This is a genomic window from Streptomyces sp. NPDC104106 (genome assembly GCF_055584345.1).
In genome coordinates this window covers 380,778-405,523 of the sequence record NZ_JBVJMF010000005.1, presented here as the reverse complement: position 1 = coordinate 405,523, position 24,746 = coordinate 380,778, and the positions used below count along the sequence as shown (strand labels likewise).

General features: G+C 71.3%; 17 protein-coding genes. 5 read left to right on the top strand and 12 right to left on the bottom strand.

The genetic code is table 11. The annotated features are described in order from the left end of the window. Positions 1-355: 355 nt before the first annotated feature. The 3 genes from ACZ60X_RS15430 to ACZ60X_RS15420 all read left to right on the top strand — a co-directional run bounded on the left by ACZ60X_RS15430 (position 356) and on the right by ACZ60X_RS15420 (position 4,305). The gene (locus ACZ60X_RS15430; protein ID WP_469598245.1) at positions 356-1,681 is read left to right on the top strand and encodes a PhoH family protein; all 1,326 of its coding nucleotides are present in this window, start codon (positions 356-358) and stop codon (positions 1,679-1,681) included. A gap of 401 nt (positions 1,682-2,082) precedes the next feature. Continuing rightward, positions 2,083-2,784 (top strand): aggregation-promoting factor C-terminal-like domain-containing protein, encoded by a 702-nt coding sequence (locus ACZ60X_RS15425; protein ID WP_469598242.1) that lies wholly within the window; start codon positions 2,083-2,085, stop codon positions 2,782-2,784. A 141-nt stretch (positions 2,785-2,925) separates the two neighbouring features. After that, a complete protein-coding gene (locus tag ACZ60X_RS15420) occupies positions 2,926-4,305 on the top strand; it encodes an AI-2E family transporter (RefSeq protein ID WP_469598240.1) in 1,380 nt (459 codons plus the stop codon). On the opposite strand, the gene ACZ60X_RS15415 is transcribed toward ACZ60X_RS15420, so the two are convergent. The 5 genes from ACZ60X_RS15415 to ACZ60X_RS15395 form a co-directional block, all read right to left on the bottom strand. After that, positions 4,295-4,618 (bottom strand): hypothetical protein, encoded by a 324-nt coding sequence (locus tag ACZ60X_RS15415; protein WP_469598235.1) that lies wholly within the window; start codon positions 4,616-4,618, stop codon positions 4,295-4,297. The two genes, ACZ60X_RS15420 and ACZ60X_RS15415, sit on opposite strands and share 11 nt — an antisense overlap. A gap of 76 nt (positions 4,619-4,694) precedes the next feature. After that, on the bottom strand, positions 4,695-8,666 hold the full coding sequence (locus ACZ60X_RS15410) for an SGNH/GDSL hydrolase family protein (RefSeq protein ID WP_469598232.1): 3,972 nt from the start codon (positions 8,664-8,666) through the stop codon (positions 4,695-4,697). A 176-nt stretch (positions 8,667-8,842) separates the two neighbouring features. Further along, complete coding sequence (locus ACZ60X_RS15405) at positions 8,843-9,385, bottom strand: hypothetical protein (protein ID WP_469598231.1); 543 nt, start codon at positions 9,383-9,385, stop codon at positions 8,843-8,845. 321 nt (positions 9,386-9,706) lie between these two features. Then, entirely contained in the window at positions 9,707-10,249 is a 543-nt protein-coding gene (locus ACZ60X_RS15400; RefSeq protein ID WP_469598230.1) for an alkyl hydroperoxide reductase, read from the bottom strand. 3 nt (positions 10,250-10,252) lie between these two features. After that, positions 10,253-10,807, bottom strand: coding sequence for a peroxiredoxin (locus ACZ60X_RS15395; protein ID WP_469598229.1), 555 nt, complete (start codon positions 10,805-10,807; stop codon positions 10,253-10,255). 141 nt (positions 10,808-10,948) lie between these two features. Here ACZ60X_RS15395 and ACZ60X_RS15390 point away from each other — a divergent pair, with 141 nt between their 5' ends. After that, entirely contained in the window at positions 10,949-11,941 is a 993-nt protein-coding gene (locus ACZ60X_RS15390) for a LysR substrate-binding domain-containing protein (RefSeq protein ID WP_469598437.1), read from the top strand. A 38-nt stretch (positions 11,942-11,979) separates the two neighbouring features. Here the strand turns inward: ACZ60X_RS15390 and ACZ60X_RS15385 are convergent, their stop codons facing one another. The 3 genes from ACZ60X_RS15385 to ACZ60X_RS15375 are packed head-to-tail and all read right to left on the bottom strand — an operon-like array spanning position 11,980 to position 15,520. Next, positions 11,980-14,313 carry an FtsX-like permease family protein gene (locus ACZ60X_RS15385; RefSeq protein ID WP_469598226.1) on the bottom strand — a complete coding sequence of 778 codons (2,334 nt, stop codon included), beginning with the start codon at positions 14,311-14,313 and terminating at the stop codon, positions 11,980-11,982. Beyond that, entirely contained in the window at positions 14,310-14,999 is a 690-nt protein-coding gene (locus tag ACZ60X_RS15380) for an ABC transporter ATP-binding protein (protein WP_469598223.1), read from the bottom strand. Before ACZ60X_RS15380 ends, ACZ60X_RS15385 begins: the two co-directional genes overlap by 4 nt. Beyond that, on the bottom strand, positions 14,996-15,520 hold the full coding sequence (locus ACZ60X_RS15375) for a PadR family transcriptional regulator (protein WP_469598221.1): 525 nt from the start codon (positions 15,518-15,520) through the stop codon (positions 14,996-14,998). Before ACZ60X_RS15375 ends, ACZ60X_RS15380 begins: the two co-directional genes overlap by 4 nt. Before the next feature lie 255 nt (positions 15,521-15,775). Between ACZ60X_RS15375 and ACZ60X_RS15370 the strand changes: the two genes are divergently transcribed. Further along, on the top strand, positions 15,776-18,124 hold the full coding sequence (locus ACZ60X_RS15370) for a transglycosylase domain-containing protein (protein WP_469598219.1): 2,349 nt from the start codon (positions 15,776-15,778) through the stop codon (positions 18,122-18,124). 65 nt (positions 18,125-18,189) lie between these two features. On the opposite strand, the gene ACZ60X_RS15365 is transcribed toward ACZ60X_RS15370, so the two are convergent. The 4 genes from ACZ60X_RS15365 to ACZ60X_RS15350 form a co-directional block, all read right to left on the bottom strand. Continuing rightward, positions 18,190-20,430: a SpoIIE family protein phosphatase gene (locus ACZ60X_RS15365; RefSeq protein WP_469598216.1), complete on the bottom strand. Its 2,241-nt coding sequence runs from the start codon at positions 20,428-20,430 to the stop codon at positions 18,190-18,192. A 297-nt stretch (positions 20,431-20,727) separates the two neighbouring features. Further along, on the bottom strand, positions 20,728-21,417 hold the full coding sequence (fomD, locus tag ACZ60X_RS15360) for a cytidylyl-2-hydroxypropylphosphonate hydrolase (RefSeq protein ID WP_469598213.1): 690 nt from the start codon (positions 21,415-21,417) through the stop codon (positions 20,728-20,730). An 84-nt stretch (positions 21,418-21,501) separates the two neighbouring features. Then, positions 21,502-22,887 carry a class II fumarate hydratase gene (locus tag ACZ60X_RS15355; RefSeq protein WP_469598211.1) on the bottom strand — a complete coding sequence of 462 codons (1,386 nt, stop codon included), beginning with the start codon at positions 22,885-22,887 and terminating at the stop codon, positions 21,502-21,504. Positions 22,888-22,996: 109 nt separating this feature from the next. Continuing rightward, positions 22,997-24,667 (bottom strand): fumarate hydratase, encoded by a 1,671-nt coding sequence (locus ACZ60X_RS15350; RefSeq protein ID WP_469598208.1) that lies wholly within the window; start codon positions 24,665-24,667, stop codon positions 22,997-22,999. Positions 24,668-24,746 lie beyond the last annotated feature (79 nt).

The window sequence follows — 24,746 nt, the reverse complement described above, 5'->3', positions numbered from 1 at the left end:
GTCGCCGCCCGGTGACGGGGCGTCGCCGTGCGCGCCGGTTCGTGGGGATGTCACAAGGAGTTCACCGGCGCGCTGTTGGCCGCATTTGCATGGCGGCGCATGTTCGAGGGCATAAGCCAGACAGGTCGACACCCGAACCACGGGCGTCGGATCTCAGCGGGCGGCACGGGGCCGTCCGCCCGGGAGGCCCTTTGCACCAGCCCGACCGCGCGGTCACCGCGCGGAAGCAGCCGCGGAGGGCCGGTATCCGGCCCGCCCTGCGCGCGGGCCAGGGACCGGCCGCACTGGACGTACCCTCCCGGTCCTGTTTCCACCTCGTCGCTCCCCGACCTCATCCGAGGGGGTACGTCCTTCCGTGGTGACCAGCACAAAGCGCCACAAGCCAGACCGGCGCACCTATGTTCTCGACACCAGCGTCCTGCTGGCCGACCCGAACGCCCTGACCCGCTTCGACGAGCACGAGGTCGTGCTCCCGATCGTCGTGGTCACGGAGCTGGAGGCCAAGCGGCACCATCCCGAGCTCGGCTACTTCGCCCGCCAGGCCCTGCGCCTGCTGGACGACTACCGGGTGAAGAGCGGCCGCCTCGACGCCCCCATCCCGATCGGGGAACTCGGCGGGACGATCCGTGTCGAGCTCAACCACTCGGACCCCAGCGTGCTGCCCACCGGCTACCGCCTGGGGGACAACGACTCCCGCATCCTCGCGGTGGCCCGCAACCTGCAGGCCGAGGGGTACGACGTCACCGTCGTGTCGAAGGACCTGCCGCTGCGGATCAAGGCGTCGTCCGTGGGCCTGCTCGCCGAGGAGTACCGGGCCGAGCTGGCCATCACGGAGAACTCCGGCTGGACGGGCATGTCCGAACTCACCCTGGCCGGTGAGCAGGTGGACGTCCTCTTCGAGGAAGGGCGGCTGTACGTGCCGGAGGCCGCCGAGCTGCCGGTGCACACCGGACTGACCATCCACTCCGAGCGCGGCAAGGCGCTCGGCCGCATCAGTGCGGAGGGCAACGTCCGCCTGGTGCGCGGCGACCGTGAGGCGTTCGGCATCAAGGGCCGCAGCGCCGAGCAGCGCATCGCGCTCGACCTGCTGCTCGACCCGGACGTGGGCATCGTCTCGATGGGCGGCCGGGCCGGCACCGGCAAGTCGGCGCTGGCGCTGTGCGCCGGCCTGGAGGCGGTCCTGGAGCGCCGTCAGCACCAGAAGGTGATGGTCTTCCGGCCGCTGTACGCCGTCGGCGGCCAGGAGTTGGGCTATCTGCCCGGCACCGAGGCGGAGAAGATGAGCCCGTGGGCGCAGGCCGTCTTCGACACCCTCTCGGCGGTCACCAGCCGCGAGGTCATCGAGGAGGTCACCGCGCGCGGCATGCTGGAGGTGCTCCCGCTCACCCACATCCGGGGCCGCTCGCTGCACGACGCGTTCGTGATCGTGGACGAGGCGCAGTCGCTGGAGCGGAACGTCCTGCTGACCGTTCTGTCCCGGATCGGCGCCAACTCCCGGGTCGTTCTGACCCATGATGTGGCACAAAGGGACAATCTGCGGGTCGGTCGCTACGACGGCGTGGTCGCCGTGGTGGAGAAGCTGAAGGGACATCCCCTCTTCGCCCACGTCACCCTGACGCGGTCCGAGAGGTCCCAGATCGCGGCACTTGTGACCGAAATGCTGGAGGACGGCCACATCTGACCCCTCCCGCACGGGTATTGGCGCCGTCCGGCAAAGGCCAAGAGCCTAGCCGGGCGGCGCCTCGGCATGTGGAGCTTTCCGGAAATCCCAGGGGCCAAACGAGATGTGAGCTTTCACACGCAACTCGGAATTGCCACTCGGCGTTGAGTTACGGCAGAGTCTCAGTCCTGTCAGGCCCCGCATACGACACACCTGTACCCCCAGCGGTACAGCACCACAGAAGCACCACCAACTCCATAGAGTTCGTCGTATGCCGCCCGAGCACCATGCGGCCGCTTCCCGAAGGGGGAGTCGCCCACCGGGCCCGTGCCTCCCGTGACCCCGCAGTTGGGAGGCCAGTGTCAGGGGCACGATTGCGTCCGCCAGGGTCACCGAAGCGGGCGATGCTGGAAGGAAACCGTGTGAGCCGGATTTCGGTCCGGGGATTCGCAGTGGCCTCGGCCACCGCGGTCACCGCCGTCGGAAGCGTCGTCGGAGTTGCCTCGGGCAGCGTCGCGCAGAACAACAACGACGCCGAGGCGACGGCAGCCGACACCACGCTCCTCGCGGACATACCCGCGGGTCAGCAGGCCCAGGTCCAGTCCGCGTCCCTGACGCAGCAGGCCGACGCCCAGGCCATCGCCGCGGACGCCACCGCCAAGAAGGACGCCGAGGAGGCGGCCCGCAAGGCAGCCGCCGAGACCGCGTACGCGAAGAAGGCGGCCGCCCAGAAGGCGGCGGACGACGCCAAGCAGCGCGAGCAGACGAAGGCGGCGGCCAGCCGCAGCTCCGACGGCGGCGGCGACGGCATCTTCCCCGTGCAGTCCTCGTACACGGTGGCGCAGGTCCAGGCCATCGCACGGCAGATCGTGCCGGCCGGCCAGTTCCAGTGCTTCAGCAACATCGTGGACCACGAGTCCACCTGGAACTACCAGGCGGTCAACGCCTCCTCCGGCGCCTACGGCCTCGTGCAGGCGCTGCCCGCCGGCAAGATGGCGTCCGCGGGCGCCGACTGGCGGACCAACCCGGCCACGCAGATCAAGTGGGGCCTGAGCTACATGAACGAGCGGTACGGCAGCCCCTGTGATGCCTGGTCGTACTGGCAGGCGAACGGCAACTACTGAAAGCCCGGCCGCGGCTCTCAACCTCGCGAAGCCCCTCCCCGTCCTCAGGGGAGGGGCTTTCGCCCTGTACGGTCTATCCGGATACCTCCAGGGGGAGGAGAGGTGGCGAACACGCGGGGACGCGGGGGAAGAGGTCGGATCATGTCGCGAGTGCCAGGGTGGCTCGGCAAGCTCGGTGCCGGTCTCACCGAGATGAGCGAGCGCCTGGACGAGCGCCGCGCCGAGGTCGAGCAGGACAGCGACCCGCTCGCCGCGCCCGGACGTCCCGCTCCCGCTCCGGCCGCCGTAGCCGACCCCCCGCCCCCCGTCCGTAAGCCCGCCCCGCCGGCCGGGCCCCGGCCCGATCCGGCCCAGGCCGTCCCGTGGGGTGTGCGCGTCGCCGCCGAGGCGGGCTGGCGGCTGCTGGTCCTCGCCGGCACGGTCTGGGTCCTGATCCAGGTCATCAGCTCGGTGCAGCTGGTGGTGTTCGCCTTCGTCATCGCCCTGCTCGTCACCGCGCTGCTGCAGCCGACGGTCGCCCGGCTCACCCGCCGCGGGGTGCCGCGCGGCATCGCCACCGCGCTCACCGCCATCAGCGGCTTCGTCGTCATAGGGCTGATGGGCTGGTTCGTGACCTGGCAGGTCATGGAGAACACCGACACCCTCTCCAGCCAGATCCAGTCCGGCATCGACGACCTGCGCAACTGGCTGCTGAAGAGCCCCTTCCACGTCACCGACAAGCAGATCAACCAGATCGCCAAGAACCTGCGGGAGGCGATCGGCGCCAACACCGACCAGATAACGTCCTTCGGTCTGGAGGGCGTCCAGGTCATCGTCGACTTCCTCACCGGCCTGCTGCTGGTGTTCTTCTCGACGCTGTTCCTGCTCTACGACGGCAAGCGCATCTGGGAGTGGTTCCTGAAGCTCGTGCCCGCCGCCGCCCGCCCGGGCGTGGCCGGCGCCGGCCCGCGCGCCTGGCGCACCCTGACCGCGTACGTCCGCGGCACGGTCCTCGTCGCCCTCATCGACGCCACCTTCATCGGCATCGGCATCTACTTCCTGAACGTGCCCATGGCCGTGCCGCTGGCCGTGTTCATCTTCCTGTTCTCGTTCATCCCGCTCGTCGGCGCGGTCGCCTCCGGGGCGCTGGCGGTGATCGTGGCCCTGGTCACCCAGGGCGTCTTCACCGCGGTCATGACCCTGGTGGTGGTCCTCGCCGTCCAGCAGATCGAGGGCCACGTCCTGCAGCCGTTCATCCTCGGCCGCGCGGTCCGCGTCCACCCGCTCGCGGTCGTCCTCACGGTCGCGGCCGGCGGCATGGTGGCCGGCATCGGCGGCGCCGTCGTCGCCGTACCGCTGGTGGCGGTGACCAACACGGTGGTGGGATATCTGCGGCAGTACGCGGAGGAACTGCGCGAGCGGGAGACGGCCGGAGCGGACCCCGAGGCCGAGCCCGGTGCCGGGGCCGAGGCGGCGCCCCCGCCCGCGGCGGAGCCGGTGGCGGCCACCGCGGACGAGGACGCCCAGCCGGTCACAGGGTGAGGTGCCCGCCGAGTCCGGCGGCGCAGAATGCCAGGGTCGCGGCGCCGGCCACGACCTGGGCCGCCACGCTCGCCCGGTAGCCCCGCCGGTACAGGCCGACCGCCGAGAGCAGCACCACCGCCGCGAACCCCGCCACCCAGGCGAAGACCGGCGTCACGGACGCGTTCCGGTCCGGCTCGAACATGTTGAAGTCGGTCGTCCCCAGGGCGGTCAGCAGGACGACGATCCCGGCGATCGCGTCGAGCACCCACAGCAGGACCGCGAAGAGCACGTCCTCGCCCGTACCGCGGCGGGAGGGGGAATGGTCACTCATGGCGGCAAGTCTCTTTCGTTGATGACGGGTGGGGCCTGAGTACGCGTACTCAGGCCCCACCGTTCTCGTCGGGTCCTTACTTGAGGGTGCTCTCCAGCACGTTCGCGTACAGGCGCGCGCCGGCGATCTTCGGGTGGAAGGACGCCATGCCGACCTCGAGGACGCCGGTGTTGTCCGCCTTGGACAGACCGGTCTTGACGATGCCGTTCACGTCCTCCGGGTCACCGCACACGGTCTTGCCGTCGAACTCGGCGCGCGGGTCGGCGAAGACCACGTTCGCGCCGGACTGGGTTCCCGCGTCCGCGGCGGCGCCCTTCATCTCCTCGTCGAGGGTGTCCGCGACCGAGTTCAGCCAGGGGGCCTCCTCGGTGCCGATGCCGGGGATGCACTGCCCGCCGGCGGACAGCAGCCGCGGGTAGCCCATGAGCACGATCCGGGCCTGCCCGGCGCGCTTGTGGATCTCGTTGAGGACGTTCACGATGCGCGGCCGTACCTGGTCGTGCAGCCACTTCGGCGCCCAGTCCTTGAGCGGTCCGGTGTCCCCGGGCAGGTCCTTGCCCGTGTCCGGGTCCTTGTTGCCGATCGAGGAGTCCTGGCACAGGTCCAGACCGGCCTTCCACACACACTGGTTGAACACGTCCGTGAACCGGGCGTCGTTGCCGCCGACCGACAGCGTGACCAGAGTGGTGTTGTTGTCGAGGTAGCCCGTGTCGATCTGCGCGACCTCGCTGTTCTGGCCGTCGCGGAGCATGTTGTAGGTGCGCGCTCCGGAGCAGGCGACGAAGTGGTAGTCCATCTTCGGGTCGAGGGCGTCGGCCAGGGTCCCGACGGAGGCGGACTCGCCCGGCAGGCGGGCCTGCCGCGACCAGGCCTGCGTGGAGCGGTGGCAGCTGTCCCACGCCTTGTCGTTGTTCTTCTCGTAGTGGTCGGTCTCCGGGTAGAAGTCACCGCCGCCCGGCGCGCTGGCGCCCTCACCCGAGGAGTAGGAGTCGCCCATCGCGACGACGGAGTCGGCCGGCTTGCCGGGCAGCGGCTGGAAGGCGACCGCGCCCCAGGCGATGTCCTCGTCGGCGGTTCCGTCCTTGGTGGTGTTCGACAGCTCGACCTGCGGGGTGCCGTTGAAGTGGAACGCGCCCAGGCTGACCCATCCGCCGGCGCGCTGGAGCACGACGCGCTGGCGGCTCGTGCTGTCCGAGCCGAGCACGGTGTAGGTGGCCTGCCGGGTCTGGGCGCCGGTGTCGGGCAGCTGGACCAGGACACGCGCCCAGTTCAGGCCCTGGCCGAGCGTCCAGGTGCCGTCGATGGTCATGTAGCCGCCGTCACCGCCGTAGTGGCCGGCGTCGCGGGTGTGGGTGTACCAGTAGTGGCCGCCGTAGCCGCCGCCCACCGAGTGCAGATCGGCCTTCGCTTCGTACCGGCCTTCCGTACCCGGGTTGAACTTGAACTGGAAACTTCCTGCGGAGTGGATCGTCGCACAGCCGCTCTGATCGCTCCAGGTCGGTGTCCCGTCCGGCACCGAGGCGACGACCTTGGACCCGGCCGGGGCGCCGGAGCACACCGGGGTGCCGGTCTGGAGACGGTAGCCGCGCCCCGGCTCCTGCACCAGGGACTGGTACTTCAGGCTCTCGTGGCCGCAACTGGTGGCGCAGTCGGCCTTCCAGGTGACGTTGGGCTGGTTCCACCAGTACTGCGCGTAGCACTCGGCGTCCGGGCACTTCGGCGGCGTGTTGGGGTCGCAGTTGTTCCTGGAGTTGCAGAACGCGTCCAGCGGCGGCTGTACGGCGATGCGCTGGGCGGGCAGGGTCCACCAGGCGGGCCGGAAGCCGGCCGAGGCGAAACCGGACTCGCCCGGCCAGTCCTGGCGGCCGGAGGTGGCGTAGGAGTAGCCGGTGTCGATGGACCAGGCGGCCCAGCCCATCACCTTCTCCTCGTACGGCCAGTCCTGCGGATGGGCCGCGTCCTTGTTCGCCGCCGGTCCGTCCACGTCGGTGTTCATGAACGGGTGGCCCCAGCCCTTGGCGTAGATCGGGTTGGCCGGGTTGTTGTACCAGCCCAGGCCCCAGTGGCCGGAGTGCTGGGAGGCCTGCGAGGGCGGGTTGAAGCCGAGGTTGTAGTTCCAGACGGCGGTGAACCAGTTCTCCACCATCGACGAGTCGTCGTTGTTGACGGTGATCGTCTGGCCGGGCCGGTGGACCTCGTTCCACTTGTCGGCCAGGATCTTCAGGGAGGCGGCGACGTTCGTCGCGTAGTCGATGGCGACGAGCTTCTGCAGGCCGGGGGACAGGCTGGTCTCGCCCGGCTTCTCGTGGCCGGCCAGCCGCATGCCGTCGGTCACCTGGCCGACGCCGTAGCCGCAGTCGGACTTGTCCCAGTTGATCTGCCAGTAGGCGGCCGGGTCGCTGGGCTCGGCCTTGTGGCCGTAGTAGCCGTCGACGGCGGCCAGCGGGTTGCCCATCTGCCCGGGGATCGAGCCGCCCTCGGCCTGCCACAGGTTGGACTCCTGCGCCATGATGCCGAGGAGCACGTTGGCCGGGATGCGGCCGCCGCCCGCCAGCTTCGGCAGCGGGAACAGCGCCTGCGGGTCGACGGTGCCGAGGCCCGCCTGGTCGCGGTAGCCGCCCTGCCGGATGTAACTCGCGCTCAGGTCGCCCCGGATGGCCATGTCCACGGCCCACTCGACCTGGTTCGAGGTCGGCTGCAGCGCCTGCACCTTGACGTCGTTGCGCGACACGGCGCACCAACGGTCGTCGTCCGTGGGCGGGTTGGAGACCAACGCGGGTTTCACGGTGTGCCGGGGGGCGAGGACCGGGGAGGGGTCGTTCCCCGAGCCGTCGCCGGCGTCCTGGCGCACGCTCTGCGTCAGCCTGGTCCCGGTGGCGGTGGCGGTGCTGGTGACCGTCAGGGGCTGGTCACCAACGGTGCCGGGCGCCGCGGGGCGCGGGGCGGGTTCCTCGGACTTCGTGAAGCCCTTGCCCGCGTTCCCGATGCGCGTGAGGCCGGCCCGCACCCCGGCGGTGAGCACCGGGTCGATCGCGAGGCGGCCCTGGGAGGACACGTCGGTACCGGCCGGGGCGTCGAGGCGGGTGACGCCGGTTCCCGCGGTGGCGGGGGCGCCCTTGGGGTGCCCGGTGAGGAAGACCCGGCCCGCGTCGCCCTGCGTGAGGTCGAGGTCGCCGAGCCGGCCCGAGGCGATGCCCTTCGGCCTGCCCCGGCCGGTGAACAGCTCGGCGTTCGCCGTGGCGTCGCCCGTGCGCTCGACGTAGGCGATGCGGCCGTCGGCGGCGGGCCGGATGTCGAACGGCGCGCCGTGCGCGGTCGCGAGGTTCTTCACGGCGCCGGCGCGGTCGAGGTGGACCAGACGGCTGCCGAGCGCGGCGACCGTGCCGTCCTTCACCGGTACGGCACTCGTCAGTTCGCCCTTGGCCGCCACCGTGCCCGTGGTCTTCCCGGACACGTCCACGGTGATCACGCGGGTGCGGGTGTGCTCGGGGTCGTTCATGTCCCGAAAGCCGGTGAACGCGGCCTGGTGGGTGGTGGTGTTGCAGGACGGGTCGAAGGAGGCCAGCGACGCGGTGAAGGGCAGCTTCGTCACCTTGCCGGTCGTCAGGTCGACGACGGCGGCGAAGGCGCCGCCCTGCATCAGGTCGGGCTTGTTGGTGAAGGCGCGCGGCGCGTAGACGACGGCCGCGTGCGCGCGGTCCATCAGGCACTGGTTGCCGATCCACGAGTCCGCCGGCATGCCCGGCTCGGACAGCAGCGCGGCGGTCTTCCAGGTGTACGCCGTGTCGCTGTCGGCGACGAGCAGGCGCAGACCGTCCGCGTCGGCGGCGGCGGTGACGGCGCGGTCGGCGCTGTCGCGCCAGCCCTTGCCGAGTTTCCCGTCCGGGTTCTGCACCCGGCCGGCGGGCGCCGACGGGGTGCCGGGGCGGGCGGCGGCGTCCGGTCTGGGTACGGCGCCGGCGGGCGCCGCCTGGAGCAGACCGCCGGTCACGGCGGCGCAGGCCACAAGGGCCACCAGGGGCGCGCGAGTTCGTCTCTTGGAGCGCAAAGCACTCTCCCCGTTGTGTGGTGAGTGGCTCTCCGGCCCTTTCGTCCGGGCACGGCTGTGCGCCCCGCTCAGGGCTGGTCAGTGCCGGGGAGCGGGCGGGAGCCAGATGAGATCAAGAAGGCGGGACTCCACGCGTGCGGCGCGTGGAGTCCCGTGTCACGTTCGTGCGACGTCTGCTAGTCGCAGGCCGTGGTGCCCTGGACGTTGTTGACGATCAGGGGGGTGGAGCTGGAGGTGGTGCCGCTCATCAGCGACGTGACCTCGCCGCAGCCGCCGCGGCTGCGGTAGACGGGCCCGGCGTACTCGGAGTAGACGCCCGCGTCACTCGCGCAGCCGTCCGCGATGTAGTTCGAGCAGAGCTTGATCTTCATCCACTTCTTGCCGCCCGTGTTGTTGTCGAGGATGGCGCACGTCGGGGCGTCGCTGCTCGCGGGGTTGTTCCCCTTGACGTAGACGAAGAGCGTCGCGAAGCGCCGGGCGTCGGGCAGCTGCTGCGCGTTGTAGAGGCTGTATCCGGCGCCGCAGACGGTCGCGCCGGCCGCGGCGGCGGTGGGACGCGCCGCCGCGATCGCCCGGGTGTGCTGGTCGGCCTTGGCCGAGATGCTGGGCACCGGCCGGTCGGCGGCGGCGACCTGCGGAGCGGTCACGCCGAGGATGCCCAGACCCGCTGCGGCCGCCGCGAGCGCGGTCCTCGCCGAGACATGGCTGTGTACGGACATGGTCTTGTCCCCCTGGAAAACGTTCAGACAGCCACCGGACAGGGTCCGGTGGCTGGAAGTGGTCGAGGGGGAGCCAACCAGACGGCCGCTCGAACTGTCGATCAGGTATGCGACGGCGAAGCGGACAAGGAACTTCCGCTATGACGCTGTGTGTACGGAACTTCCCGGCAAGAGCGGTGAATCGGGCAATCGGCCGACATCGCGGTCACGGGCTGCCCCGGCGAGGTCTCGCCGTGAGTGGTACACGTCACCCCCATACACGGAACTCGGCCCCGCCGGGCCGAAGCCCGGCGGGGCCGAGGAGGGTGGTGCGGCGGTCGGTTACTCGGCCGGTTCGGCCAGTACCGCCTCCGCCTCCAGCGTGACGCCCACGGCCTGGACCACCGAGGCGATCTTGAACGCCTCCTGGATCACGTCGCGCTCCACGCCGGCCTTGCGCAGCACCTGCTCGTGCGAGTCCAGGCACATGCCGCAGCCGTTGATCGCGGAGACCGCGAACGACCACAGCTCGAAGTCGGCCTTCTCCACGCCCGGGTTGCCGATGACGTTCATCCGCAGGCCCGCGCGCAGGGTGCCGTACTCGTGGTCGGACAGCAGGTGGCGCGTCCGGTAGAAGACGTTGTTCATCGCCATGATCGCGGCGGCCGACTTGGCGGCCGTGTACGCCTCCGGCGTGAGGTTCGCCTTCGCCTCCGGCTCCAGCTCACGCAGCACGATCGGGGACCGGGAGGCGATGGCGGTCGCCAGCACAGTGCCCCACAGCTGCTGCTGCGGCAGGTCGGAGTTGCCGATGACCGAGCCCAGGTTGAGCTTCAGGTCCTTGGCGTAGTCCGGGACGCGGGACTTCAGCGAGTCGAGCGACATGGGTCACTCACCGGCCAGCAGCGCGACCGGGTCCAGGGTGTCCTCGCCCTTGTTCCAGTTGCACGGGCACAGCTCGTCCGTCTGGAGGGCGTCCAGGACCCGCAGGACCTCCTTGGGGTTACGGCCCACGGAACCGGCGGTGACCATGGTGAACTGGATCTCGCGGTTCGGGTCGACGACGAAGACGGCGCGCTGCGCGAAGCCGTCCTCGCCCTCGATGCCGAGGTCGCGCATCAGCTCGTGCTTGGAGTCCGCCATCATCGGGAACGGCAGGTCGGTCAGGTCCGGGTGGTCCTTGCGCCAGGCGTGGTGGACGAACTCGGAGTCACCGGAGAAGCCGAGGATCTGGGCGTCTCGGTCGGCGAACTCGTCGTTCAGCTTCCCGAACGCGGCGATCTCGGTCGGGCAGACGAAGGTGAAGTCCTTCGGCCATGCGAACACGACCAGCCACTTGCCCTCGTAGGACTTGTGGTGGATCTGCTCGAACTCCTTGCCCTTCTCCAGCGAGACGCAGGCGGTCAGTTCGAACTCGGGGAACTTGTCACCGACAGTGAGCACTTGCTCTCCTTGCAGCGAAGAAATACCCCTTTTGGGGGCTTTTCCCGTGTGGGTTGGACGCTGTCGATGGTGGCACAGGGTGCATTGATTAGTGAAATAGCTACACTCGGTCGTGTTGATCGGAGGTAGTTATCAGTGACCATCAGTAACGGCAAGCGGAGACAGCCCAGTCTCGCCCAGCTGCGGGCGTTCGCCGCCGTCGCCGAGCACCTGCACTTCCGGGACGCGGCCGCCGCGATCGGGATGAGCCAGCCCGCGCTGTCCGGGGCGGTCTCGGCGCTGGAGGAGTCCCTCGGGGTGACGCTCCTCGAGCGTACGACGCGCAAGGTGCTGCTCTCGCCCGCCGGTGAGCGGCTCGCGGTGCGGGCGAGGGCGGTGCTGGAGGCGGTCGGCGCGCTGCTGGAGGAGGCCGAGGCGGTCCGGGCGCCGTTCACCGGAGCCCTGCGCCTCGGCGTGATCCCCACCGTCGCGCCGTATCTGCTGCCGGCCGTGCTGCGGCTCGTGCACGACCGCTATCCGCAGCTCGACCTGCAGGTGCACGAGGAGCAGACCGCGAGCCTGCTGGAGGGCCTGAACTCCGGCCGGCTGGACCTGCTGTTGCTGGCCGTGCCGCTCGGTGTGCCCGGCGTGGTCGAACTCCCGCTGTTCGACGAGGACTTCGTGCTCGTCACCCCGCTCGACCACTGGCTCGGCGGGCGCGAGGGCATCCCGCGCGAGGCGCTCAAGGAGCTGAACCTGCTGCTCCTGGACGAGGGGCACTGCCTGCGCGACCAGGCACTCGACATCTGCCGCGAGGCCGGTCTGGGATTCAAGGGGGCGGGGCGAAGCCCCTCGGTCGGGGGTGGTGGTGGGCGACGAGAGGGCGCCCCGGTCACCACGACCGCCGCCGGTCTGTCCACCCTCGTCCAGCTCGTCGCCGGCGGCCTCGGCTGTACGTTGCTGCCGCGGACGGCGCTGAAGCTGGAGACCGCCCGCAGCAGCCAGCTCCTCACCGGGTCCTTCGCCGAGCCCGCGCCCAGCCGCCGGGTCGCCTTCGCCATGCGGGCGGGCGCGGCGCGCTCCGCGGAGTACGAGGAGCTGGCCGCCGCGCTGCGCACGGCGCTGCGGTCGTTGCCGGTGCGGGTCCTGGAGTAGCCCCGCGGGCAGGGCCGTTCCCCGCGGCGCCGCCGGGGCTACTCCGTCCGCAGCCCGTCCGGCCGCATCAGCCGCAGCAGCGGCGGCAGGCTCAGCAGGGTCACCGCCAGGACCACCGCCGCGCCCGCGCCGGTCATCGTCAGCACGCTCGGCCAGTCCACGCCGACCGTCGCGCCGACCATTCTCAGCAGCACCGTGCCCAGCGTCAGCCCCACGGCCAGGGCCAGCAGCAGCCCCAGCGCGATCGGGATCGCCGTCTGCCACAGCACCGACAGGCTCAGGGTGCGCCGCCGGGTGCCGAAGGCGACCAGCGACGACAGCAGTTTCCTGCGCTCGCGCAGCTGCTCCAGCTGGGAGACCAGCAGGCTCGTGCCGATCAGGATCAGCACGCAGAAGGCGCCGACGAGCAGCCCGGTGCGGATGGACGTGAACTTCTTCGACTCCTCGGTCGCCGACCAGACGGTGGCGTCCGCCAGCGGGTCGATCCGCGCGGCCGTGTTGCGGACGTACTCGGCGGCGTCCGGTACCGACCGGTCGAGCGTGAGGTACACCGCCGGGTTCAGCAGGCGGCTCACCCGGTCGGGGCTGGCTCCCGGGGTCAGCAGCACGGCGCTGTCCGGGGCCCCGTTCGGGCCGGGGAGCGCGCGGACCGGCCGCAGACCGCCCGGCACCCGCCAGGGCACGTCCGGGCCGGGGCCGACGCCTTCGACCGTGTCGAGGTGGAGCGTGCGGCCAGGGCGCACGAGCGCGCCCACGGCGGCGTCGTTGGCGCCGCCCCGCGCCAGGAAGGCGTCCCCGTTCCGGCAGGACGGCAGCCGGGCGACCTCGTGCAGCGCCTCGCAACTGCCCACGGTCAGAAGTGCCGTGCTGTCGGGGCCGCGCCCCCAGTCCCGGTCGCCCAGTTCGGTGCTGCCCAGCGCGACCGCCTTGCGTACCCCCGGCGTGGCGGAGAAGCGGCCGGCCGTGGGCACGAAGTCGGTGCCACGGGAGAGCGCGACCTGCATCTGGACCCGGCCGGGATCGCGCCCGGTGTTCTTGGTGTAGTCGCCCTGGACGCCCGCGAACAGCATCTGCAGCGCGATCGCCCCGGCCACCGCGACCGCGATGCCGTTCACCGTGCGGGCCGCCGAACCGCTGGTCAACTGCAGTCGCCGCACCGCCAGTTGCCAGGACACCGAGCCGCCCACGAGCCGGTTCACCACCGCCTCGACGACCCACGGCAGCAGTGTGGTCACGCCGACGAGCAGCAGCAGGACGCCGCCGGTCACCAGGTACTGGTTGAAGTCGCCGTTGCCGCGGCCCTGCCCGATCATCGGTGCGAGGCACGCCAGCCCGCCCAGCGGCAGCAGCAGCCGCCACCACAGCCGGCGGCGCGTGGGCCGCGCCGTACGGACCACGCCGAGCGGCTCGATCACCACCCCGCGCAGCGCGAACAGGGTGACCAGCACCGCCGCCGCCGGCACGGCGACCGCGACCAGCGCGGCCAGCGCGGGGGAGGGGTTCAGGTAGCTGGGGAACACGCTGATGTCCATGACCTCGACCGAGCCCGCGAGCTGACGGCCGGTCAGGAAGAAGACGGTGCCGAAGACCAGGCCGACGAGGGATCCGGCGAGCGCCTCGCCGGCCGCGATCCGGCGGGTCATCCGGGTGTCGGAGCCCACCAGCCGCAGCGCGGCCAGCCTGCGGTCGCGCCGTTCGCCGCCGAACCGCACGGCCGTGGCGATGAACACGGCGACCGGCATCAGCAGCACCACGAAGACGACCAGCACCAGCAGGATCAGGACCGGGTCCATCCGGTCCGGCGTCGCCGCCACACGCCCGAACGCGGTGATCCGGGCCGTCCGCCACCCGTCGATGCGCGGAGCCAGGTCCGTCGCTCCGGCGTAGTAGGCGAGTTCGCGCGAGCCGATGAGTCCGCTCTCGCCGATGGTCCCGACGATCCGGTACGGCAGCCGCTCGCGCAGCAGCCTGCCGCCGGCCGAGCCGAGCAGTTCCCCCAGCGCGGGCGAGACGGCCATCTCACCCGGCGCCGGATAGGACGACAGTCCCGGTGCGACCGGCGCCCGCGGCCCCTCCGGTTCCACCAGCCGGCCGCGCACGCCCTTGCCGCGGTACGTCGTGTCGGCGTCGGAGATCACCAGGGTGTTCGCGGCCTTCGCCCGCCGCGGGCCGTAGGTGTAGTCCGTACGGGCGTCGTCGCGGTCGTGCCGTGCCGACAAAGCGCCCGGGATCGCGGCGGTCAGCAGGAGCAGGGCCACGCCGAGCCCGACGCCGACGGCCGTCAGCAACACCCGGACATGGCCCTCGCGCCCGCCCGTGAAGGCGAACCTGACCCCCATCGCCAGGTCCCGGCTCCATGAACGCACGCTCATACGATCCGCTCCATGTCCCGGGACCTGCCGTCGCGTACGACGATCTCCCGGTCCGAGTAGGCGGCCACCCGGGCCTCGTGCGTGACGAGGACGACGGCGGCGCTGGTGGAGCGGGCCGCGTCGGTCAGCAGCTCCATCACGCGCTCGCCGTTGAGGGAGTCGAGCGCGCCGGTGGGCTCGTCGGCGAAGACCACCCGGGGCCCGGTGACCAGCGCCCGCGCCACCGCGACCCGCTGGCCCTGGCCGCCGGAGACCTCGCCGGGCCGTTTGCCCTTCAGGTCGTCCACCTCCAGGCGCTCCATCCAGCCGAGCGCGGCCTTCTCGGCCGCCTTGCGGGAGACGCCGTTCAGCCGGAGCGGGAGGGCCACGTTCTCGGCGCAGGTCAACTCGGGCACCAGCCGGCCGAACTGGAAGACGAACCCGAACTCCGAGCGGCGCAGGGCGCTGCGCTCGGCGTCGCCCATGCCGGACAGCTCCCGGCCGTCGTAGACGATGGACCCGGAGTCCGGCGGCACGATGCCGGCGAGGCAGTGCAGCAGTGTCGACTTGCCGGAGCCGGAGGGCCCCATGACGGCGACGACCTCGCCGGGGTGGATGGAGAACCCGGCGCCGTCGAGCGCGACCGTCGGGCCGTAGGTCTTGCGCAGGTCGTCGGCGGTCAGCAGGGAACCGGCGGGCGCGCTCATCGGGCCACCGTCTCGCTGAGCTTGTCCAGGCGCGCCGCGGTCAGCTCCAGCCAGCGCAGGTCGGCCTCCAGATGGAACAGCGCGTGGTCGCAGATCAGCTGGTCGGCGAGGTCGCCCTTGCGCTTGCGGTCGGTCAGGATCCGCATGCTGCGCAGGTGCTCGGCGCGCTGGGCGTCGAGGACGGCGGCCGCGTCGCGGTGGGTCAGCAGCGCGAGGACGACCTTGGTGTACAGGGTCGACTGCAGGTACTCCTCGGGCTTCTCCGGTGTGCCGAGCCAGCGCTCGACGTCGGTGATGCCGGCGTCGGTGATGGCGTACCGCTTGCGCTCGGGGCCGCCGCCCGCCTCGATCCCGTCGACCTCGACGAGGCCGTGCTTCAGCAGCCGGGACATCGTGGAGTAGACCTGGCCGTAGTGGAGCGGCCGGTCCTGACCGAACTTCTCGTCGAAGGCCCGCTTCAGGTCGTAGCCGTGGCGCGGGCCGGACTCCAGGAGTCCTAGGAGGGTGTGACCGATGGACATGCCGAGCACTCTACACACGGTGTATACGTGCGGTGTATACGGCCGGCCCGCCTCCCGCTCTGCCGTGGCCGGCGCGTCGCGTGGGGCAACTTTCGGCAACGGGAAGCAACCCTGGACGCTCCAGAACCGTCGGTTCCCTTGGGGCGGGTGCTGATTGTCACGTCCGCAAAAGAGCGGATCGGGCGTCCTTTGTCATATAGGGGGGTGTTAGCTTTCGGAGCTGACCCCCGAGACGGATGTGGAGCGTAGGGACCCATGGGACGAGCGGAAGAGAGACGAGCGCGGCAGCGCGGCGGCCACCGCGCGGCGCCCAGGCGCCGCCGCTCCGCGCCCACGGCGCCCGCCACCGGTTCACCGTCCGCCCCGGCCGGCGGCAAGCGCCCCAAGGGCCGAATACGCCGGCTCTTCACCTGGAAGAAGATCCTCGGGACCCTCTTCGGCTTCCTGCTGCTCGTCATCGGCGCCTTCATCGCGCTGTACATGACGATCAACATCCCGGCGGGCAACGCCGCCGCCCAGCTGCAGAGCAACATCTACAAGTACAGCGACGGCACGCTCCTCGCCCGCACCGGCCAGCTGAACCGGGAGAGCGTCGACCTCGCCGAGGTCCCCAAGGACGTCCAGCGCACCTTCGTCGCCGCCGAGAACAAGACCTTCTACTCGGACTCCGGCGTCGACCTGAGGGGCACCGCCCGCGGCATCCTCAACACCGTCATGGGACGCGGCACGCAGGGCGGCTCGACGATCACCCAGCAGTACGTCAAGAACTACTACCTGGACCAGAACCAGACCGTCACGCGCAAGCTGAAGGAACTGGTCATCTCGCTGAAGCTGGACCGCCAGAAGTCCAAGGACTACATCCTCGCGGGCTACATCAACACCAGCTACTACGGCCGCGGCGCCTACGGCATCCAGGCAGCGGCGCAGGCCTACTACCACAAGGACGCCAAGAACCTCACGGTCCAGGAGGGCGCCTACCTCGCGGCACTGCTCCAGGCGCCGAACCAGTACGACTGGGGCATCGCCACCGACACGGGCAAGCAGCTCGCGATGGCCCGCTGGAACTACGTCCTGGACAACATGGTCAAGCAGCACTGGCTGGATCCGGCCAAGCGCCAGGCCATGAAGTTCCCGGTGCCCAAGGCGCCCAAGGCGGCGCCCGGTATGCAGGGCCAGACCGGCTACCTGGTGGACGCGGCCAACGTGGCGCTGGAGAAGCAGCTGGTCGCCCAGGGCGACGCCGGCAGCCTCGGGGACGCCGAGGCGCTGGTACGCAAGGGCGGCTGGACGATCACGCTCAACATCGACCGGACGAAGCAGCGCCGCCTGGAGCAGGCCGTCACGGAGCAGCTGACCAGCAAGCTCAACCCCAAGAGGCGCTCGGTCGACGGTGCCGTCCAGCCCGGTGCCGTCTCCGTCGACCCGAAGACGGGCAGGGTCCTCGCCATGTACGGCGGCGCGGACTACTTCAAGCACTACACCAACAACGCCACCCGCCGTGACTACCAGCCCGCCTCCACCTTCAAGCCGGTGATCCTGGCCGCCGCCGTGGACCAGGGCGCCACGACGCAGAGCGGCCAGCCGATCACCGCGAACACGATCTACGACGGCACCAGCGGCCGCCAGGTCGTGGACCACGGCAGCAAGGTCGGCTTCGGCCCGCCCAACGAGGACAACGCGGACTTCGGGCCCATCACCGTCCAGACGGCCATGAACCAGTCCGTCAACTCCGTCTTCGCGCAGATGGGCGTCGACGTGGGCATGGACAAGGTGATGGCCACCGCCGGCAAGCTCGGCATGGACACCAAGGGCATGGAGGCGGTCCCCGCGCAGACGCTGGGCTCCATGGGCGCGAGCCCGCTGGAGATGGCCGGCATCTACGCCACCCTCGACAACCACGGCAAGAAGGTCACCCCGGCGATCATCAAGTCCGCCGAGCACAAGGACCGCACCGTCAACCTCCCGGACCCGATCGGCGACCAGGTGATCAGCCGGACCGCCGCCGACACCGTCACCTCGGTGCTCACCGGCGTGGTCGACGACGGCACGGCCCAGGGGTCGGTGGCGAGCAACCCGGAGCGCAACGGCCAGCAGGTCGCCGGCAAGACGGGTACGTCCGACAACAACAAGTCGGCCTGGTTCACCGGCTACACACCCGGCCTGGTCACCTCCGTCGGCCTGTTCGGCGAGGACCCGACGTCCCACGCACAGGTGTCGCTGACCGGTGCCACGGGCCTCATCACCAAGGGCGGCGGCCGCATCAACGGCGGCGGCTACCCGGCGCAGATCTGGGCCGCGTACACCTTCGGCGCGATGGGCGACGTCAGCAAGTTCGAGCTGGACACCACCCAGGGCGCGGCCGTCCAGCCGTCCTACACGCCCACCCCCTCCTCGACGCCGTCCAGCACGCCGTCGCAGACGCCGACCAGCAAGGCGCCGACGTCCACGCCCCCGACGCGGACGCCGACCACCAAGCCGCCGACGCAGACGCCCACGCAGACGCCGACGCAGACCCCCACCCAGACGCCGACACAGACGCCGACCGGCGGCACCACGCCCCAGAACCCGCTCGATCCGGGCGGCGGCCAGAACCTCGGCCAGTAGCAGTACGAGCGCGAAGGGCGCCCGGGAACTCCCCGGGCGCCCTTCGCACGTCTCCCGCCCCGCGCCTAACCCCGGTTCAGCTCGAACCACACCACCTTGCCGATGCTCAGCCGGGTCGCGCCCCAGCGCCGGGCCAGCCTGTTGACCAGGTACAGACCGCGCCCGCCCTCGTCCGTGGCGCGGGCCTGGCGCAGGCGCGGCAACTGCGGCACGTCGTCGCCCACCTCGCAGCGCAGCACGTCCGTGCGCAGCAGCCGCAGCGTCACCGGCCGCGACGCGTACCGTACGGCGTTCGTCACGACCTCGCTGACCAGCAGCTCCACCGAATCCGTCAGGTCCTCCAGGTCCCAGCGCGCCAGCGCGCGGCGGGCCAGCCGACGGGCCTGGCCGGGGGCCGTCTCGTCCGGCTCCAGCCGCCAGTACGCCACATCGCTCGGCGCGATCCCGTCGAAGCGGGCCGCGAGCAGCGCGATGTCGTCGTCCCGGTCGCCCGGCCCGAGCATGTCCAGCACCTCGTCGCACAGGGCTTCCAGCGGCGGCGGATGGTCCGCACCGGTCAACCGGGCGGTCGCGGCCAGCTTCTCGCGCAGCTGCTCTATACCGGTCCACACGTCCCGCAGCCGGGACTCCACCAGGCCGTCGGTGTACAGCAGCAGCGTGGCACCGGCGGGCGCGTCCAGCTCCACCGCCTCGAAGTCCACCCCGCCGACGCCGATCGGCGCGCCCGGCGGCACCCGCAGCACCTCGGCCCGCCCGCCCAGGTGCAGCAGCACGGGCGGCGGATGGCCGGCGTTGGCGATCGTGATGCGGTGCCTGACCGGGTCGTAGACGGCGTACAGACAGGTAGCCATGCGGTCCGTGCCGAGCCGCTGCGCCTGCTCGTCCAGGTGGTGCAGCACCTCCTGCGGCGGCAGGTCCAGCCCCGCCAGCGTCTGCGCGGTCGTGCGCAGCTGGCCCATGATCGCCGCCGAGGTCATGGAGTGGCCCATCACATCGCCGACGACCAGCGCCACCCGGCTGCCCGGCAGCGGGATCGCGTCGTACCAGTCACCGCCCACCCGCGCGGTCTCGGCCGCCGGCAGATACCGGGAGGCGAGCCGCACCCCGGTCGGCCGGGGCAGGGTCTCGGGCAGCATGGTGCGCTGCAGCTCGTCGGCGATGTAGGCCTCCCGGCCGTACAGCACCGCCTTGTCGATGCCGAGCGCGCTGTGCGTGGCCAGCTGGGCGGCCACCAGCAGGTCGTCCGCCTCGAACGGGAGCCGCTCCGGTCGGCGCAGGAACAGGGCCGCGCCGATCACCCGGCGCCGGCCGCGCAGCGGGGCGAGGATCGCGTGCTGCCCGGACGGCACGAGCCCCTCGCCGCCCGGGCCGAGCAGTTCCGGCAGCGCGGCCCGGGCGGCGGGCGCCTCCGCGAACACCGGCCGCACCCCGCGCAGCACCTCGTTCAGGGCGCCGCCGGGGCGCACCTCGCACAGCTCTGTGGTCAGCGCGGACAGCTCGGCCAGCGCGCTCGGCTCGGGCTCCGGGTCGAAGGCGGGCGGCAGCAGCACACCTTCGGTGTCCCGCTCCTCCGGGATCCGGTCGCTGCGCCGCAGCCGCAGCACCACCGGACCGGTGGGCCGCTCGTCGCCGACCGGCAGCGGGTCGCGCAGATACACCAGGATCGCGTCCGAGAACGTCGGCACGGTGGCCCGGCACAGCCCCATCACGATCTCGTCCAGATCCAGGCCGCGCGCGATGCGCCGGGTCGCCGCGCCCACGAACCGCAGCCGGTCGCCGTCCCGGCGCATGGGCATCGGCCGTCCCGGCGGCAGTCCGCGTCCGGTACGGCGCTCCTGGCCGCCCGGCGTCCGCTCCTGCTCGGCCCCGGGCTGCGGCGGAATGGCGTCCGGCGCGGGGCGGGGGCGGTGCCCCCCGAGGCTCGGCTTGTCCCCCACGCTCGGCTTCTCCCCCACGCTCGGCTTCTCCTCCACGCTCGGCTTCGCTCGCGCGGGGGGATCCCCATGCGCGGGAGGTGCCCCCACGTCGTCGGTGGTGGCGGGCTGGGAGTGCTCGGGGCCGTTGACTGGGGGCTCCTTCCCCTTGCCGACCGGGGGCTGGGTCCCCGTGCCGTCCCTTCCTGTGCCGCCAGCCCTTGCGCTGCCGCAGGACGCGGCCGGCCCCGCGGCGGCCGGTGCCCCGTCGGGCCGGCCCTGCACCGGTAAGGCCGAGGTGCCGGGGGCCTTGTGGGTACGCAGGAGCGCCCCGCGGGCCTCCGCGGGGTCGGCGCCCTGGGGGCGCTCGAAGGAGGTGGGCTGCTCCGTCACGCGTGTCGCATCCATCCGTCCGGGGCTGCGCGCCGGGCGCGCAGTCGGTCCCGCAGAAGTCCCGATACCCGCAATACGTGCCCCAGGAACGGAATTCCCGCGTGCTCAGGTGTTGTTTCCGCGCCACCGGCGTGTCCTGGCGGGCCGGCGGTGATGGTGCCCTGCTGCCCCTCGCTCACGTCCTGCCGCCCCCCTCGGTGACGATCGGTCAAGCCTCGCCCATGCTCCGTCAGTTGCTTGCATGCGCCCTTGCGGAGGACGATCCTACGTTTCTTGCCCGGGGGCGCTTCAAGGGTCTCATGAGGACACGTGCGCGGGCGTACGGTCCCAGTCCTCGGGGAGAGACGGTACCGCCCAGGACGGGTCCGGGCGCCAGTGCTGCCAGCCGTCCGAGAACGGCGGTCCCCAGGATTCGATGACCTCGACCGCCTCCCGGCCCGCCGCCCGCACCCGCCGCGCCGTCCGCGCGTCCATCAGCCCGTCCCGCCGGGCCTGCGCGAACTCGTCCTCGTCGCGCCAGTGCCAGCTGCGGTCCGGGTGCACGGAGACGTCGAGGAAGTAGTCCTCGGAGTCCACCCCGCCCGTCCAACGGGCCAGCGGCTGCTCCAGGTTGACGTACCAGTTCTTGAACCTCCAGCCCGGCTCCCAGAACAGCCACACCGACCAGGGCCGGCCGGGCTGGGCGAGCTTGAGCACACCGGTGCCGAACCAGCGGTCCCGCTGCACCGCGCGCGGTTTGGTGTAGCGGGTCCGCAGCGGCTCCTCGTGCACCGGCGTGCCGTCGGCGAGGACCGGCTTCATGCACTCGGTGCCGGGGGCCAGCCAGACGGCGAGCAGGTCCGCGTCGTCGCGTACCACGGTGACGGGGCGCGCGATGTGGAAGTGCTCGCCGGCGTTCTCCCGGTAGCGCCACAGGATCGGGGTCCCCGGGGCCCAGTAACGCGCGGGTCCCGCTGCCGTGCTCGTCATCGCTCCAACGTCCGTCATGCACAGATATTAGGTGCCGCGGACACACACCGCCGCGGTGCCGGCCACCGATGTGCGCCGCCGGCCGCAAAGGTTCGCCGGCCGTTACGGGTGCGTCATCCGCAGGACATCCAGCGCCTCGTCGAGCTGTTCCCGCGTCAGATCACCGCGCTCGACGTAGCCGTTCTCCAGGACGACCTCCCGGATGGTCTTCCGCTCGGCGAGGGACTTCTTGGCGACCTTCGCGGCCTCCTCGTAGCCGATGTACTTGTTGAGCGGGGTGACCACGGACGGCGACGACTCGGCGTACTCACGGGCGCGTTCCCGGTCGGCGGTGATGCCGTCGACGGTCCGGTCGGCGAGCAGCCGCGACACATTGGCGAGCAGCCGGACGGACTCCAGCACGTTCTTGGCGATGACGGGGAGCATCACGTTCAGCTCGAAGTTCCCGGCGGCACCCGCGGTGGTGATGGTGGTGTCGTTGCCGATGACCTGTGCGGCGACCATCAACACGGCTTCCGGCACGACCGGGTTGACCTTGCCCGGCATGATGGACGAGCCGGGCTGCAGGTCCGGCAGCCGGATCTCGGCGAGCCCGGTCCTCGGCCCCGACGCCATCCACCGCAGATCGTTGGCGATCTTGGTCAGTCCGACGGCGATGGTCCTCAACTGCCCGCTGGTCTCCACGATCCCGTCCCGGGCCCCCTGCGCCTCGAAGTGGTCGCGCGCCTCGGTGAGCGGCAGCCCGGTGACCCGGGCGACCTCCGCGATGACGGCGGCGGGGAAGCCGGGCGGAGTGTTGATCCCGGTGCCGACGGCGGTGCCGCCCAGTGGCAGCTCGGCGAGCCGGGGCAGGGAGGCCCGCAGCCGCTCGACCCCGTAGCGCACCTGGGCGGCGTACCCGCCGAACTCCTGCCCCAGCGTCACGGGCGTGGCGTCCATCAGATGCGTCCGCCCGGACTTCACCACGTCGGCGAACTCCTCGCTCTTGCGCGCCAGCGAGGCGGCGAGGTGCTCCAGCGCCGGGATCAGGTCGTGGGTGACGGCGGCGGTGGCGGCGATGTGGAGGGACGAGGGGAACACGTCGTTGGAGGACTGCGAGGCGTTGACGTGGTCGTTGGGGTGGACGGCCCGGCCGAGCCGCTCGCTCGCGAGCGTCGCGATGACCTCGTTGGTGTTCATGTTGGACGAGGTCCCGGAGCCCGTCTGGAACACGTCCACGGGGAAGTGCTCGTCCCACCTGCCCTCGGCGACCTCCCGCGCCGCCTCCTGGATGGCCTCGGCGATGTCCTCGTCCAGCACTCCGAGCCCGGCGTTCACCTTCGCGGCCGCCGCCTTGATCCGTGCCAGGGCCTCGATGTGCGCCCGCTCGATCCGCTGCCCGGAGACCGGGAAGTTCTCCACCGCCCGCTGCGTCTGCGCCCGCCACTTGGCGTGCGCCGGGACCCTGACCTCGCCCATGGAGTCGTGCTCGATGCGATATTCGCTCATGCCGGGTACAGCGGTCGCGGGCGCGGGGTTGTTCCGGGGGCTGGGCCGGGTGGGGGAGCGGGCGGGGTCCAGGGGGAGGCACCCCCTGGACCTGTCGGGGCGCCGGGGACTAGGCGAGACCGGGGCCGCGGACCGGGATCGTCGTGAACGTCGGCTGGGGCGCGGGATCCTGGAAGAAGTCGTTGCCCTTGTCGTCCACCACGATGAACGCCGGGAAGTCCTCGACCTCGATCTTCCAGACGGCCTCCATGCCCAGCTCCTCGTACTCCAGGACCTCGACCTTCTTGATGCAGTCCTGGGCGAGGCGGGCGGCGGGGCCGCCGATGGAGCCGAGGTAGAAGCCGCCGTGGGCGTTGCACGCGTCGGTGACCTGCTTGGACCGGTTTCCCTTCGCGAGCGTCACCTTCGAGCCGCCCGCCGCCTGGAACTGCTCCACGTAGGAGTCCATGCGGCCGGCCGTCGTCGGACCGAAGGATCCGGAGGCGTACCCCTCGGGGGTCTTGGCCGGACCCGCGTAGTACACCGGGTGGTCCTTCAGGTACTGCGGCATCTCCTCGCCCGCGTCCAGCCGCTCCTTGATCTTGGCGTGCGCGATGTCACGGGCCACGACCAGCGGGCCGGTCAGTGACAGCCGGGTCTTGACCGGGTACTTGGTCAGCTCGGCGAGGATCGTGTCCATCGGCTGGTTGAGGTCGATCTTGACGACGTCGGAGGACTCGTCGAGGTGCTCGTCCGTCGTCTCCGGCAGGAACCGCGCCGGGTCGGTCTCCAGCTGCTCCAGGAAGACACCCTCGGCGGTGATCTTCGCGACGGCCTGGCGGTCGGCGGAGCAGGAGACGGCGATCGCGACCGGGCAGGACGCGCCGTGCCGCGGCAGCCGCACCACGCGCACGTCGTGGCAGAAGTACTTGCCGCCGAACTGCGCGCCGATGCCGATCTTCTGGGTCAGCTCGAAGACCTTCTGCTCCAGCTCCTTGTCCCGGAAGCCGTGGCCCAGCTCCGAGCCCTGCGCCGGGATCTCGTCCAGGTAGTGCGCGGAGGCGTACTTCGCGGTCTTCAGCGCGTACTCGGCGCTCGTGCCGCCGACGACGATCGCCAGGTGGTACGGCGGGCAGGCGGCCGTTCCGAGCGAACGGATCTTCTCCTCCAGGAACTTCATCATGGAGGCCTCGTTCAGGACGGCCTTCGTCTCCTGGTAGAGGAACGACTTGTTGGCCGAGCCGCCGCCCTTGGCCATGAACAGGAACTTGTAGGCGCCGCCGTCGGTCGCGTACAGCTCGATCTGGGCCGGGAGGTTGGAGCCGGTGTTCTTCTCCTCCCACATGGTGAGCGGAGCCATCTGCGAGTAGCGCAGGTTGAGCTTGGTGTAGGCGTCGTAGATGCCGCGGCTGAGGGCCTCCTCGTCGCGGCCCCGCGTGAGGACGTTCTGCCCGCGCTTGCCCATGACGATCGCCGTGCCGGTGTCCTGGCACATCGGCAGCACGCCCGCCGCCGCGATGTTCGCGTTCTTCAGCAGGTCGAGCGCCACGAACTTGTCGTTGTTCGAGGCCTCGGGGTCGTCGATGATGCGGCGCAGCTGGGCCAGGTGGGCCGGGCGCAGGTAGTGCTGGATGTCGTGGATGGCCTCCTCGGCCAGCTTGCGCAGCGCCTCCGGCTCCACCGTGAGGAACGTCCGCCCGTCCGGTCCCTCGACGGTGGACACGCCCTCGGAGGTCACCAGCCGGTACGGGGTGGTGTCCTCTCCCTGGGGGAGCAGATCGGTGTACGCGAACTCAGGCATCTCAGCCCATTCCTCACTGTGACGGACGGCGGCCCGCCGACGCCGGCGGGCCTCACCAGCGTAGAACCTGCCGCCGACG